At 36.0% G+C, this 13446-nt stretch carries 18 protein-coding genes; 17 read left to right on the top strand and 1 reads right to left on the bottom strand.

The genetic code is table 11. The annotated features are described in order from the left end of the window. Position 1 precedes the first annotated feature (1 nt). Genes C1634_RS23430 through C1634_RS23445 form a run of 4 tightly spaced genes read left to right on the top strand, consistent with a single transcriptional unit; the run spans position 2 to position 1755 of the window. Positions 2–472 (top strand): hypothetical protein, encoded by a 471-nt coding sequence (locus tag C1634_RS23430; protein ID WP_103235234.1) that lies wholly within the window; start codon positions 2–4, stop codon positions 470–472. Between the two features lie 2 nt (positions 473–474). Then, complete coding sequence (locus C1634_RS23435; protein ID WP_103235233.1) at positions 475–879, top strand: hypothetical protein; 405 nt, start codon at positions 475–477, stop codon at positions 877–879. After that, positions 876–1247, top strand: coding sequence for a VOC family protein (locus C1634_RS23440; protein ID WP_103235232.1), 372 nt, complete (start codon positions 876–878; stop codon positions 1245–1247). Before C1634_RS23435 ends, C1634_RS23440 begins: the two co-directional genes overlap by 4 nt. A 58-nt stretch (positions 1248–1305) precedes the next feature. Next, positions 1306–1755 carry a VOC family protein gene (locus C1634_RS23445; protein ID WP_103235231.1) on the top strand — a complete coding sequence of 150 codons (450 nt, stop codon included), beginning with the start codon at positions 1306–1308 and terminating at the stop codon, positions 1753–1755. A 90-nt stretch (positions 1756–1845) separates the two neighbouring features. On the opposite strand, the gene C1634_RS23450 is transcribed toward C1634_RS23445, so the two are convergent. Beyond that, a complete protein-coding gene (locus C1634_RS23450; RefSeq protein WP_103235230.1) occupies positions 1846–2688 on the bottom strand; it encodes a T9SS type A sorting domain-containing protein in 843 nt (280 codons plus the stop codon). 316 nt (positions 2689–3004) lie between these two features. On the opposite strand from C1634_RS23450, the gene C1634_RS23455 reads away from it, so the two are divergent. The 13 genes from C1634_RS23455 (at position 3005) to C1634_RS23515 (ending at position 13402) form a co-directional block, all read left to right on the top strand. After that, entirely contained in the window at positions 3005–3331 is a 327-nt protein-coding gene (locus C1634_RS23455; RefSeq protein WP_103235229.1) for a hypothetical protein, read from the top strand. A gap of 19 nt (positions 3332–3350) precedes the next feature. Next, on the top strand, positions 3351–3983 hold the full coding sequence (locus C1634_RS23460; protein WP_109739230.1) for a hypothetical protein: 633 nt from the start codon (positions 3351–3353) through the stop codon (positions 3981–3983). A gap of 21 nt (positions 3984–4004) precedes the next feature. Then, positions 4005–4781, top strand: a complete 777-nt coding sequence (locus C1634_RS23465) for a sensor histidine kinase (protein WP_103233788.1) — start codon at positions 4005–4007, stop codon at positions 4779–4781. 11 nt (positions 4782–4792) lie between these two features. Beyond that, on the top strand, positions 4793–5482 hold the full coding sequence (locus C1634_RS23470) for a response regulator transcription factor (RefSeq protein ID WP_103233789.1): 690 nt from the start codon (positions 4793–4795) through the stop codon (positions 5480–5482). A gap of 154 nt (positions 5483–5636) precedes the next feature. Then, entirely contained in the window at positions 5637–6029 is a 393-nt protein-coding gene (locus tag C1634_RS23475; RefSeq protein ID WP_103233790.1) for a DUF1398 domain-containing protein, read from the top strand. 130 nt (positions 6030–6159) lie between these two features. After that, positions 6160–6837: a DUF2490 domain-containing protein gene (locus C1634_RS23480; RefSeq protein ID WP_103233791.1), complete on the top strand. Its 678-nt coding sequence runs from the start codon at positions 6160–6162 to the stop codon at positions 6835–6837. Positions 6838–6916: 79 nt separating this feature from the next. Beyond that, entirely contained in the window at positions 6917–7921 is a 1005-nt protein-coding gene (locus C1634_RS23485; RefSeq protein WP_103233792.1) for a bestrophin family protein, read from the top strand. Positions 7922–8070: 149 nt separating this feature from the next. After that, positions 8071–9684: a Na+/H+ antiporter gene (locus C1634_RS23490; RefSeq protein WP_103233793.1), complete on the top strand. Its 1614-nt coding sequence runs from the start codon at positions 8071–8073 to the stop codon at positions 9682–9684. Positions 9685–9899: 215 nt separating this feature from the next. Continuing rightward, positions 9900–10325 (top strand): SRPBCC family protein, encoded by a 426-nt coding sequence (locus C1634_RS23495; protein ID WP_103233794.1) that lies wholly within the window; start codon positions 9900–9902, stop codon positions 10323–10325. Positions 10326–10328: 3 nt separating this feature from the next. Further along, the gene (locus C1634_RS23500; RefSeq protein ID WP_103233795.1) at positions 10329–10835 is read left to right on the top strand and encodes a GNAT family N-acetyltransferase; all 507 of its coding nucleotides are present in this window, start codon (positions 10329–10331) and stop codon (positions 10833–10835) included. Next, entirely contained in the window at positions 10832–11215 is a 384-nt protein-coding gene (locus C1634_RS23505; RefSeq protein WP_109739231.1) for a bleomycin resistance protein, read from the top strand. The genes C1634_RS23500 and C1634_RS23505 overlap by 4 nt, the downstream gene beginning before the upstream one ends. Before the next feature lie 35 nt (positions 11216–11250). After that, the gene (locus C1634_RS23510; RefSeq protein WP_103233797.1) at positions 11251–12273 is read left to right on the top strand and encodes a glutaminyl-peptide cyclotransferase; all 1023 of its coding nucleotides are present in this window, start codon (positions 11251–11253) and stop codon (positions 12271–12273) included. 103 nt (positions 12274–12376) lie between these two features. Beyond that, on the top strand, positions 12377–13402 hold the full coding sequence (locus tag C1634_RS23515) for a glutaminyl-peptide cyclotransferase (RefSeq protein WP_109739246.1): 1026 nt from the start codon (positions 12377–12379) through the stop codon (positions 13400–13402). Positions 13403–13446 lie beyond the last annotated feature (44 nt).

Raw genomic sequence — 13446 nt, forward strand, 5'->3', positions numbered from 1 at the left:
TATGAAAAAACTTTTATTACTCCTCATTCTGACCGCCAATTTTGTGTTGGGGCAGATGCCTGATATTTCAAATACCTGGCTAAACAATAGTAAACCTTATATAGGAACTATTGGAAACAAAGGTCAGGAACTGAAACTTAAGATCAATATTTCTGAACAGAATAAAAAGAATGATCAGGAATATTTTGTTTCAGGATACACTCTTGTAGACGCCATCTATACAAAATTTGAAGGTAAGATTACCATTTCGAAATATAAAGACTCCAAAAAGCAGGGAACTGTATTTGGGGAATATGAGCTGGCAGAAGAGAACAAAGGAAAACATTCTGGGCTTCTTAAAGGAAAATTGGTCTACAAATTCAAATGGAATAAGAAAACAGAAAAAATTGAAGGACAAAACATTGAGCTTGTAGGCGATTGGAAAGGCTACGATGGAACTCTGAAATTCGCAACCTATTTAAAAAACCAATAATCATGCTGAGAAGAATTTTAGCCGTGGTAGTGGGGCTTATTGTGGGATCTCTATGCATTACGTTGGTAGAAAATATAGGCCATTATTTGTATCCTCCTCCTGCAGAAGCGGGTGCCGGAGATATGGAGGCGCTGAAAGTGTATGTGGGTGAAGCTCCCTTTATGGCTTTGTTTTTTATCATTCTGGCTTATGCATTAGCTGCTTTTCTTTCTGGATTTACAGCTACAAAAATTTCAAATAACGGGAAAAATACAGCGGCAATACTCTGTGGAGTTATTTTTTTACTGATGACCATTTATATGATGGCAACATTACCTACTCCAATCTGGTTCTGGATCGCAGGAATTCTCGTTTGGGGATTGGTTTTCGCAGGACATCAACTCGCTTTAAAAACAAAAAAAATATGAAATTAGGAGCATTTTCAATCAGCTTAAGTGTAAAAGACCTTCAGAAATCTAAGGACTTTTATGAGAAACTGGGCTTTACAACCATGGCAGGAGCTGCAGAACAGAATTATCTGATTATGAAGAATGGTTCTACATTGATCGGACTTTTCCAGGCAATGTTTGACGGAAATATGCTTACTTTCAATCCGGGATGGGACGAAAATGCACAGAATCTCGAATCTTTTGAAGATGTGCGTGAAATTCAGAAAAGATTAAAAGAAAGCGGAGTTGAAATAGGGAAAGAAGCAGATGAAACCACTTCAGGACCAGAACATATTTATCTGAAAGATCCGGATGGAAACATGATTCTTATAGATCAGCACAGGTAAAATATCTGAAAATCAATAAAGACTACTTAAAACAAACTTAACTAATAAAAAAACAATTATGGCATCAGTAAACGTTTATTTAACATTTAATGGAAATTGCAGAGAAGCATTCGATTTCTATAAGTCGGTTTTCGGCGGAGAATATCCTTACATCGGAACATTTGGAGAAATGCCTCCAATGGAAGGGAAAGAAGCTTCTGCAGAAGATAAAGACAGAATCATGCACGTTTCTCTTCCTATTTCTAAGGAAACAATATTAATGGGAAGTGATACAGGTGGAGAATGGGCTTCTAACTTCAAAGAAGGAAACAATTTCTCTATTTCTGTGAACGCAGAATCCAAAGACGAAGCAGACAAATTATTCGGTGGTCTTTCTGCTGGTGGACAGATAACTATGCCAATGGCAGATACTTTCTGGGGAGCTTACTTTGGAATGTTTACTGATAAGTTCGGGATCAACTGGATGGTAAATTATGATGATCCTGCTAAAATGCAGCAACATCCGTAAATTCATTTTTGTATTCAAAATATTGAAAACCGACAGATATCTGTCGGTTTTTTTAATATGTATTGTAAACTGTTTGTAAGAAATAGCTTTTTAGTTCTTTTTAATGATTTTATAGCTTGCTGATTCCGTTGTGATGAGATAAATTCCGTCGGGCAGTTCGGTGATGTCAAACTTATTTTCACCTTTTACCGCTTCTGTAGCTTTCATCAGTTTTCCAGACTGGTCATATAAAGAGACTTTATCATTTTTCTTCAGCTCCATATGGAAGATTCCCGAAGTTGGATTAGGATAAATATTCGCTTTGTCTTTGATGGTGTTTTCTGAGGTTCCCAGCATTGAAGCTTTTGTCCATGTAAACGCATCGAGACACATATAGAGATATCCTCCGGTGGATTGCAGCTGGATTTCATCAATGGTTGTGTTGCTGTTATTCTGGTTATTCAGGGTAGCCAGATCAATCAGAGTAAATCCGTTGTTGATGCCTGTTGTTCCCGCTGTTGCATTGAATGTTGTATTAAAGCCAGATGTTTTTGTGGTGGTGAACTTTGTAACTCCTGCTAATTTTCCTGTAATGATCAGCGTTCCTGACGAGGTAGTCTGGTTTAAAGCAGTATTGCTTAAGAATACCCAAAACTTGGACACAGTGAATGAAGAACTGCTTTTAACACTGAAGGAAGGAGCATTGATATTGGTTGTTCCTGTATTGTCGATGTAGACATTGTCATTCGCGGTTCCGTTCCATCCAGTGCCTGGATAATTGCTTTGAATTCTAAAAGTTCCGGCTTGTGAAACAATGTTGAATGTATATCCATTGCTGGTAAAATTTGTAGTGCCACCAGGTGAAGTTTCAAAAGTTACAGTGGTTATCTGTGCATTTGTAGCTGCAATATTGCTTAGGATAACAAAAATTGCAAAAAAGATGATTTTTTTCATGATACAGATTTTTTAAGGTTACAGAAGACAAAAAGCTTCCGGTACTGTTTGTATTCTCACGAAATTTTTCCTGTAAAGGATACCACAAAGAAACAGCGAAATACAAAGCGATAACAGCGTGTTAAATGCCAAATTGAAAAATGCGTAGAAATACGTGATTTTATTGTTTGGTATTATTATAATTTTGAAAAATGAATATTATGTTAATTAAAATGAATTTATTTCACAGTATGGTTAGTTTTTTTTCATAACTTGTAATGTGCAGTTACAGTAATTTTATTCTAAACCTATTATATAATTTAAAACAAGAAAAACTATGGAACTACCTAAGCATGCAGTATCATTAGATGATGCAAAAACATGGATTACAAATTGGCAAAATACAAAAGGGATTGATGGAATGTCTATACGAGCTCACCTTATCCCCGCAAAAGACGTTCATGATATTTTCATTAAAGACAAAGGATTTGAAAAATATCGGGGGTATAATGCAATTACCAATGAAGGAGAATTTAAGTTTCTGATGGTAGGGGTAGATGCAGATGATAATGATATTGTAGATTATGATAAAGGATATTATGTATATGATATGACGACCCCTTGTCCAAGTGTATGTTCCGTTGTGAAATGGTTGGATCTGTAATCTGAAAAACTAGAGATCATTGGATCATTGGATTGAAATATTGTCATTAATTGGAAAAGGCATTCTGCTGATTAATCTGGCAGTATATTGCATAGGCTTTTCCGGTTCTGGAAAAGCCTATACATTTTTTATCGGCTATTTGGCCTGGATATTACTATGTGAAATTATTTTTTACGTAATGAATTATCAGAAGATTAATAATCTGTTTTTCTCTCATTATTATCTGATAGGTCAGTTTTTGTTGCTGGGGTTGTTCTTTCATGAAATTTTAACGGAAAAATACCAGAAGAAAATAGCACGTACTCTTTTAATTATCATTCCTATCGTTCTCGTTATACAGTATATGATATATCCGGAAAAATATTATGTTTTTAATCTATTTGAAATTTTTGTCACTTCTTATTCTATTATAATTCTGGCATTATTTCATTTATATAATATATTGGATACCAACAAGAAATATAATTATATAAGTCTGGGACTTTTACTGTATCTGATAAGCAGTACCGTGATATTTTTGTCAGGAAATCTGTATACGGTGATGAATAGGAAGCTGCATAAAGAAATATGGGTATTCAATGTGGTTATGTTTATTGTGTACCAGATTTTTATTCTGACAGAATATCTTTCTTCCCGTAGAAAAAATGTGTAATTACTGTTATGATTTTACAAAATGAATGAGAATACAATTATTTCCACTATCGTTTACACCTTTCTGGCATTTACCTTATTGGCTGTTACCCTGATCATATTTTATTATTTTTCAAATAAGAAAATAACAAGAAATCTTATTCAGAAAAAAGAGCTGGAGGTCAGATATGAGAAAGATCTTACGCACGCTATTATAAGTGCTCAGGAAAAAGAAAAGCTGCGGATCGCTCAGGATCTGCATGATGACATCAGCTCAAAACTAAGCGTGGTCTCTTTACATATCCATCTCCTGGATTTTGATAATCTGGCCAGAGAAGAATACAACGATCAGAAAAATAAAATCATACATCTGGTCAACAAAACTGCCGAAAGCGCCAGACAAATCTCTCATGATCTGCTTCCTCCCATTTTAGAAAAATTTGGACTGCATGCTGCAATAGATGCATTGTGCTCAGAAATTAACCTATCCAAAACCCTGCAGGTTACTTATTCTAACAGTCTATATTTTGCAAAAGCAGAGGATGAAAAAAATTTACATATCTTTAGAATACTTCAGGAGCTCATTAACAATTCTATAAAACACGGTGAAAGTACTCATATTGACATAGAATTTTTGGGGAAAGACGGAAAGAATACCTGTATCTATAAAGATGACGGTAAAGGATTTAATCTTGATGAAAATACTTTGAAAGGAGGATTAGGGTTGCGAAATATCAGAAGCAGGGTAGAACTTATCAATGGAACACTGAACATTGAAAGTGAAAACAATAAAGGAATTACTGTTGAATTTACATTTTAAATATTTATAAGATGGAAAAGGATATGATTCGTGTAATAACTGTAGATGATGAAGCGCTGTTTCGTCAGGGAATTTCATTGCTGATACAGAGAGAGAAAGATATTGAGCTGGTAAGCGATTTCAGCAATGGGAAAGAGCTGCTTGATGCACTTATAACGCTGGAAGAACTGCCGGATATCATCCTGATGGATCTCAATATGCCGGAAATTAACGGAGTAGAAGCGACCAAACAAATCCATGTCAAATATCCTCAGATCAAGATTGTTGCATTGACGAGCTATAATACAAAAGCGTTTATTGTCAATATGATACAGTCGGGAGCCTGTTCCTTTCTTAAAAAAAACTCAAGTCCCGCAGAATTACTCACTGCAATCCGGGAAGTATATAGTAAAGGTTTTTTCTATAATAATGAAGTAATGGAAGCATTACATCAAAACCTTACAGAACCTAAAAAGAAAGTTTCCAGTATTTTTGATGCCAATCATATTTCCAAGAGAGAAAAAGAGGTGTTGGAATTAATCTGTAAACAATACAGCACTTCTGAAATCGCAGATCAACTTTTTTTAAGCTCCAGAACCGTTGAAGGGCATCGCAATAGTCTTCTGCTGAAAACCGGAGCCAAAAATACGGCAGGTTTAGTGGTGTATGCCATAGAAAGTAAGATTGCAGATATGAACTACTTAAAAGACCGGTTCGAATAAATATTCTTTGAGCTGTTTTCATTAACAAATTAAATAAAATTTATATTTTCTGATAACATGAGTTTTTGTTTTTATAAGCAGATGCAGATGATTTGTTTGTGAAAAAATAATAATTTTGTACCCTTAAATAGTAACACTCAGAAAATACAAAAGAATGAAATTTACAATTGAAAACATTAAAGCAGAACACCAAAAAGTAAAAAGCGGAGCCGATTTTCCTCAATATATTCAAGCTATAAAGGCGTTGGGTGTTTCTCACTACAAAGCATATGTCTCGGAAGGAAATACCGAATACTTCAATGCCGAAAACCAATCTGTGCAGACCGGAAGCAAGTATGATTCTCTCACCATTTCCGATACCTTAAACCTCGAAAATTTTAAAGTAAGGCTGAAGCTTCACCAACAAGGAGGAACAGATTACATGACTTTTTGTAAAGATTGTGCAGAAAACGGAATCAAAGGCTGGACAATGGATCTCCATGCGATGACCTGTACTTATTTTGACCAGAATGAAAATGATATTCTGGCAGAACAGGTTCCTGGATAATACTTTATAGATAATAGAGGTAACCCATTTCATCAGAATCTCTTTAAATCACCGTGTAAAATATTGTTTGCTATTATTGATTTAAATTATTAATTTTGTTAAAAACGATAGATAATAATAATTGTTAAGCATGAGAAAGGTTTTTACGAAGTTGGCATTTACGGTATTAAGTTTAGGATCAATATTGACATATGCCCAAAAAAATGATATGGGAGCATGGTATATGTATTTTGGAAATAACAAGATCAGCAAGAAGCTGAACTGGCACAATGAGATTCAGTACCGTAATTTCGACGCAGTAGGAGACCTGGAACAATTGCTGATCCGTACAGGGATTGGATATGATCTTACAGAAAATAATAATAATGTTTTACTAGGATATGGTTTCATTCTGAGCCAGCCCTATGTAAGTGGTGAGAAAAAAGAGAATATTGAACACAGAATTTTCCAGCAGTTTATAACCAAGCAGAAATTCGGACGTTTTAATCTTCAGCACCGTTACCGTTTGGAAGAACGTTTTCTGGAAGACGATTTCAGGATGAGATTCCGTTATATGATTGGAGTAAATATTCCGATTACCCAAAAGGAAATGCTGCCAAAAACCTTGTATGCTTCGGTGTATAATGAGATCTTTCTTCACTTTAATAGTCCGGTTTTCGATAGAAACAGAGTCTATGGAGCTTTAGGATATGTCATCAATAAAAACATGAGGATTGAAGCAGGTTATATGAATCAGATTCAGGAAAACAGGAACCGTGGGCAGATTCAGATTGGTTTTTATAACAATATTCCGTTTACTAAAAACTAATATTGATCGGTATCGCTGAATGCTCTGATGAAATCATTATTTAAAAAATAAAATAATAAACACAAATAAATAGACACTTATGCATTCAGGAAAAAGATTTGGAGCTCGTGAGTTCATTAGTTGGACCAGAAGAAGTATTTACGCACTGATTATATTATCAGCTATTCCTACAGTCCTGTACTTTTTAGGCTGGACATTTCTCTCTGTTCCGTGGCAGCCGATTGCCATCATGGGAACTGCAGTAGCATTCATTGTAGGATTTAAAAACAATGCCAGTTACAGCAGGCTCTGGGAAGCAAGGCAGATTTATGGAGCTATCATTAACGACAGCCGCAGTTTTGGATATATTCTCAGAGATGCGCTGATCTCAAAAGATTCCGCTAAAGTAAAAGAGATGTTTCTTCGTCATTATGCATGGCTTACAGCGCTGAGATTTCAGCTTCGCGAGCCAAGAGCATGGGAAAACATGGGAACAGCCCAGTTCGATGAATATTCCAAAAAGTATGACATTCCGGAGAGACTTTCCAAACTGGATGAGGAATTGAAAAATTATCTTTCAGAACCTGAAGTCCAGTATATTTTAAGCAAAAAGAACAGAGCAACACAATTGATGGCCAGCCAAAGTAAAGCATTGTCTGAAGCCTATGAAAAAGGAGAGTTGAACGATTTTCAATGGACGCAGATCAACCAGCAATTGGTAAAGTTTACCGATAGTCAGGGAAAAGCTGAAAGAATTAAAAACTTTCCTTATCCCAGAAATTTTTCTTCTATTACCACTTATCTTTTGCTGTTATTTATCGTCTTTGTGCCTTTCGGATTGCTGAAAGAATTTGATAAATTAGGAGAAGGAACCATCGTGGAAGGATGGGCAATATGGTTTAATATTCCGTTTTCTTTACTGGTAACATGGTGTTTTCATACCCTGGACAGTGTAGGAGAAGCTTCTGTCAATCCATTTGAAGGAAGCCCCAATGATGTTCCCATCACTCAGATCAGCCGTACCATTGAAATTGATATGAGAGATATGCTGGATGAATCTGACCTTCCGCCGGCCATTACTCCGAAGAATAATATTGTACTTTAACCCTTTTTGTTTTATATTCTTATAAAACAAAAAGAGTTGGACTTAGAATATAAAGGAAACCTTATAGGTTTCTAAAACCTATAAGGTTTGGATAATAAGTAAGTTATATCCAGAAATAAAAATAACACTTAAAAAAAAACTGACTCAAAATGATTCACAGTTATGTTATAATATCCATTGCAGTACTGCTATCTGTGATGATATTGGTGATGATCGGGCAAAAACTAAAAGTCGCTTATCCGATTTTTCTTGTGATTGCAGGATTATTGATAAGCTTTATACCGGGAATGCCCCGTATTGAAATAGAACCTGACCTTGTTTTTCTTATTTTCCTGCCGCCTATTTTGTTTGAAGCGGCCTGGTTTACCTCTTGGCAGGACTTTCATAAATGGAGAAAGCAGATTTTTTCAATGGCTTTTGGATTGGTATTTTTAACCTCAATAGTCGTGGCCTATCTTTCGTCCTCCATTATTCCTGGCCTTACAATAGCCATGGGATTCTTGTTGGGAGGGGTCAATTCCCCGCCGGATGCGGTAGCGGCTACTTCCGTACTGAAGCATATGAAAATCCCTAAAAAGATCACCAGTATTCTGGAAGGGGAGAGTCTTATTAATGATGCATCCAGTTTGATTGTATTCAAATTTGCTCTGGCAGCAGTTATTTCAGGACAGTTTATCTGGAGAGATGCTGTTCAGGATTTCTTTACCATGGCAATTGGAGGAATTGCGGTAGGAGTTGCTGTCGGTTTTCTGTTTGGCGCATTATTGAGAGTTATTCCTACAAACTCCAATATCGATACCATCATCACGCTTATTGTACCTTATATCATGTATGTGGGGGCGGAACATTTTCATTTTTCCGGAGTACTTTCAGTAGTTACCGGAGGGTTGTTGATGTCATACAATTCACATTGTTATCTAAGCCATACCTCAAGGATCCAATCCGGAAATGTATGGAGTGTCCTGATATTTCTTATGAATACGATCATCTTTATCCTGATTGGTCTTGAACTTCCTATCGTAGTCGAAGGAATGAAAGAATATACCATTTCAGAAGGTATTTTCTACAGTGTAGTGATTGGTGGGGCTATCATCGGGACAAGAATTCTATACAGTTATGCATTGATGTATTTCCCAAGAGTATGCTCCAAAGAATTAAGATTAAAAGTTCCCAAGCCGGATTGGCGGGAGCCGTTTATCATCAGTTTTGCGGCGATGAGAGGGGTCGTTTCATTGGCTGCAGCATTGTCGATACCCGCTTTTTTACCAAACGGAGAAGCATTTCCACATCGGAATATTATTTTATTTGTAACTTTCGTTATCATATTGATTACGCTGGTAGGACAAGGATTATTGCTGAGTCCGATCCTGAAATTATTGAATATCCAGGATTCCGGAAGTGAACTGCCGGAAGAAAAACAGGAAGTCATTCTTATGCGCAAGCTGAAAGAAACAGCATTGCACAAACTGGATAATGATTTTTCTGAGCTGGCCGTAACAAACAGTCTGGTACGTCATCAAAAACATAAACTGGAAAACGAAATGATGCTGATGGCAGACAAAGCCCAATGTATGGCTTCCACAGGAGATTATGTAACGGCAATTAATGAAAATAAAGATGTCTTGCGCCAGGTTATTCAGGCACAGAGAAACGAATTGCACAGAATGAAAAGAGAAAAGATATTTGATGATCATGTGATGAGAGCCATTGAAATGCAGCTGGATTTTGATGAAGCGAAGATCACCGGTTTTTCACATGGGTAATTAAAAAGAAAACCACAAAAGTCACAAAACAATTTAGGATAAAATGAACATGCACTTGTAGAAAGTTCACAAAATGAAAATCTCAGGATTTTCAGAACTTAAGTGTACTTCTCGCTAATAAAACTTTAAACAACTTAAGTGTTAAAAAAATATGCCTTTTGTGATTAAATGTTTCAGACAAAATATTATAAAATTAAACATATTAAATCCATAATATGAACACACCCATCACCGTTCAGTACAAAATAAATGCTCCGGCTGAAAAAGTCTGGAAAGCATTAACCGATAAAAATGAAATGAAATCCTGGTATTTTGATATCCAGGATTTTGACTTAGAAATAGGGAAGCAATTCAATTTCTATGAGCCTGGTGGAGAAAATAAATACCACCATCAGGGTGAGATTTTAGAAATAATACCCAATCAGAAGCTAAAACACACATGGTCATATCCTGATTCTTCACCTTTGAAAACAGTGGTCACCTGGGAATTACAATCTGAAGATGGACAGACTGTGATAACGCTGACCCATGAAGGAATTGAAAATTTCAAAGATTTAGGCGACGGATTTTCAAGAGAAAACTTTACACAAGGCTGGAAAGCTATCGTAGGACAAAGCTTAAAAATATATCTGGAAAACTAAATCATGATTACATTACTGCCTTTTACAATGGAAGACGTACCGTTGCTTATTTCAAAGATAACCGATGAAAGAATGCTTCTTCAGTTTGCCGGACCTGCCTACCATTTTCCGCTCACAGAACAACAGCTGGAAACCGATTTGTCTGATAAAAACAGAACCTTATTTAAAATTACAGATCAGACCGGAAATACAATGGGGCATGCTCAGATTTTTTTGAAAGAAAAGACATTCCTTTTGGGAAGAATTCTGATCTGGGATGAAAACAACAGAGGAAAAGGGTATGGAAAAAAAGTAATGCAGGAGCTTCTGAAATACGGTTTCAGTCATTTTGATAAAGAAACCGCGGAACTGAACGTTTACGACTGGAATACCGGAGCTATTGAATGTTACAGAAAAGTAGGTTTCGCTTTTGATCCTGACGTTAAAAGTGAAGCAAAGATTGATCAGGAAACGTGGATTTCCCTGAATATGAAAATCCATAAAAACACCTTTGAATTACAGGAATCATGACACAGTTTACCGCAGTTCATCCTATTCTCTGGACAGAAAACCTTGATGAGACCATAGCATTTTATATGAATATCCTTGGTTTTACCCTTATGGACAGAAATGACGACTGGCAATGGGCTTCTCTTCGTAAAGATGAGGTACTTATTATGCTTTCTCAGCCTAACCAGCATGAAAATCCTGCTTCAATTGGCTTTTCAGGATCATTTTATTTTAATGTAAATGACGTGGATGCCCTTTGGGAAGACATTAAAGCAAAAGCCAAAGTCTGTTATGAGATTGAGACTTTTGAATGGGGAATGAGAGAATTTGCAGTCTATGACAACAACGGATATAGATTACAATTTGGACAGGCTGTAGATAATCTTGGCAATACGGAATAAAATTTGCTATTTTTGGGGAAATATTTAGAAAATAAATGAAAAAAAATATAATAGCAGGTTTCGCAGCGATTTTATTATTGGCATCTTGTAATAAGGATAAAGAGATTCTTAATACATTAAATACCTATAATCTTTCTATGGAGGCGAAAGGATACCATTTCGGAGATAAGTTTGAGCTTCCGAAAGAGGTGACAGAAAATGCAGAAAGCGTAACGATCAGTTTCGGGGATAAAGAAACAACGGACTTGACTATTGATCCGAAATTTTTTACACTGGGTGATAATGCGGTTACATTCAATATCAAAACAAAAGGAGGGGAAGTCCTGAACCAGGATGCTACCATCAATGTATTTGCAAAAAATCCTGAAAAAAATATCGCGTATCAGATTGTAGCAGAATATCCTCATGATCCTAAAAACTTTGTACAGGGATTCCAGATCGAAGGAAATACGATCTATGAAAGTGACGGACAAAACGGATCTTCTCAGATTTTAAAATATACGTTGGGAACAACTACTCCGCTTGCTTCTACCAAACAGGCTCAGGAAGACTTTTCTGAAGGAAGTACCATTGTAGGAGACAAAGTATACCAATTGACGTGGCAGAGTAAAAAAGGATATATCTATGATAAAAGTTCTTTAAAGCTGTTGTCAGAATTTGCTTATCCTAATGTGTTGGGAGAAGGTTGGGGATTGACGTATGACGGGAAAAGCCTTATCGCTTCTGATGGAAGTAAGCTTTTGTATTTCCTCGATGTAAATGACCCTTCAAAACTGATCAAATATATTGCTGTTGCAGGAAGTTCTCAGGCATATGACCAATTGAATGAACTGGAATTCCACAACGGATTTATCTATGCTAACGTATGGCAGAAGCCAATTGTTTTAAAGATCAACCCTGCCAATGGAGAAGTCGTGGGAACGTTTGACTTTACAGAAATTGCAAAACAGAATACCAAAGGAAGTGATGATGTGTTGAACGGAATTACTTTCAAAGGAGATAATATGCTGGTAACAGGGAAAAACTGGCCAAAGATCTATGAAGTTCAGATCAAATAAGATCTTCATTGATTAATAAAAAATATAGTAGCGCTCTATGGGGCGCTATTTTCCTTTTTAAGGATTAAAATTTTAGTATTTTTGATAAATGATTAACAATTTTATTAAGCGAAATATCACTGTTGGTTTTGCCACAGTTCTTTTGCTGGCCTCATGTAGTAACAACGAGAAAATGCTTGATTCTCTGGCAGATTATAACAATTCAAAAGAGAAAAAAGGCTATCATTTCGGAGATAAAATTGAATTGCCGAAAGAAATTACAGAAAATACAGAAAGCATAGCAGTCAGCTTCAGAGATAAAGAAACAACGGACTTAACGATTGATCCGAAGTTTTTCACTTTGGGAGACAACAATGTCATCTTTACCATCAAAACAAAAGGAGGTGAAGTCCTGAATCAGGATGCTACCATCAATGTATTTTCAAAAATCCTCGAACAGAATATCCCCTACAAGATAGTAGCTGACTATCCTCATAATCCGAAGAATTTTATTGAAGGTTTTGTGGTAGAAGGAAATACCGTGTATGAAAGTGATGGGATGAACAATGCCTCACAGCTTATAAAATATACTTTAGGATCATCCGCTCCTACGATTGTCGCAAAGCAGCCTGCCAAGATTTTTTCTGAAGGTTGTACCATTGTTGGAGATAAAATATATCAGCTCACTTATCAGAATAAAATTGGGTTTATTTACGATAAAAATACCTTGAAAAAGATATCCGAATTTCCTTTACCCAACATCATTGGAGAAGGATGGGGGCTTACGTATGACGGGAAAAATCTGATCGCTACCGATGGTTCCAAAAACCTTTATTTTCTGGATGTAAACAATCCGTCAAAAGTAGTAAAGACAGTTTGTGTTGCCGGAAATACCACAATTTATGACCAGCTCAATGAGCTGGAATACCACAATGGTTTTATCTATTCCAATGTTTGGCATAAACCCGTTGTTTTAAAGATTAATCCAGTAACTGGAGAAGTTGTAGGGAAGTTTGATTTTACCCAATTGACAAAGGAGAATAATGGAGGAGATAGTGAACATGTTTTAAATGGAATTGCATTTAAAGGGGACAACATGCTGGTGACAGGTAAAAACTGGTCAAAAATTTATGAAGTTGCTTTTAAATAACCCTCAATATATCACAAGGTTTACATTGAGTAGAAAGTTCTTTT

The organism is Chryseobacterium viscerum, from assembly GCF_002899945.2.
In the GTDB taxonomy this organism is placed as follows: domain Bacteria; phylum Bacteroidota; class Bacteroidia; order Flavobacteriales; family Weeksellaceae; genus Chryseobacterium; species Chryseobacterium viscerum.

Bases quoted from the DNA above. Each gene is read 5' to 3' on its own strand.
- C1634_RS23490 (WP_103233793.1), top strand. From the start codon at position 8,071: ATGATTCACAGTTATGTTATAATATCCATTGCAGTACTGCTATCTGTG.
- C1634_RS23470 (WP_103233789.1), top strand. From the start codon at position 4,793: ATGGAAAAGGATATGATTCGTGTAATAACTGTAGATGATGAAGCGCTG.
- C1634_RS23465 (WP_103233788.1), top strand. From the start codon at position 4,005: ATGAATGAGAATACAATTATTTCCACTATCGTTTACACCTTTCTGGCA.
- C1634_RS23495 (WP_103233794.1), top strand. From the start codon at position 9,900: ATGAACACACCCATCACCGTTCAGTACAAAATAAATGCTCCGGCTGAA.
- C1634_RS23430 (WP_103235234.1), top strand. From the start codon at position 2: ATGAAAAAACTTTTATTACTCCTCATTCTGACCGCCAATTTTGTGTTG.
- C1634_RS23445 (WP_103235231.1), top strand. From the start codon at position 1,306: ATGGCATCAGTAAACGTTTATTTAACATTTAATGGAAATTGCAGAGAA.
- C1634_RS23510 (WP_103233797.1), top strand. From the start codon at position 11,251: ATGAAAAAAAATATAATAGCAGGTTTCGCAGCGATTTTATTATTGGCA.
- C1634_RS23480 (WP_103233791.1), top strand. From the start codon at position 6,160: ATGAGAAAGGTTTTTACGAAGTTGGCATTTACGGTATTAAGTTTAGGA.
- C1634_RS23455 (WP_103235229.1), top strand. From the start codon at position 3,005: ATGGAACTACCTAAGCATGCAGTATCATTAGATGATGCAAAAACATGG.
- C1634_RS23440 (WP_103235232.1), top strand. From the start codon at position 876: ATGAAATTAGGAGCATTTTCAATCAGCTTAAGTGTAAAAGACCTTCAG.
- C1634_RS23500 (WP_103233795.1), top strand. From the start codon at position 10,329: ATGATTACATTACTGCCTTTTACAATGGAAGACGTACCGTTGCTTATT.
- C1634_RS23505 (WP_109739231.1), top strand. From the start codon at position 10,832: ATGACACAGTTTACCGCAGTTCATCCTATTCTCTGGACAGAAAACCTT.
- C1634_RS23450 (WP_103235230.1), bottom strand. From the start codon at position 2,688: ATGAAAAAAATCATCTTTTTTGCAATTTTTGTTATCCTAAGCAATATT.
- C1634_RS23475 (WP_103233790.1), top strand. From the start codon at position 5,637: ATGAAATTTACAATTGAAAACATTAAAGCAGAACACCAAAAAGTAAAA.
- C1634_RS23485 (WP_103233792.1), top strand. From the start codon at position 6,917: ATGCATTCAGGAAAAAGATTTGGAGCTCGTGAGTTCATTAGTTGGACC.
- C1634_RS23435 (WP_103235233.1), top strand. From the start codon at position 475: ATGCTGAGAAGAATTTTAGCCGTGGTAGTGGGGCTTATTGTGGGATCT.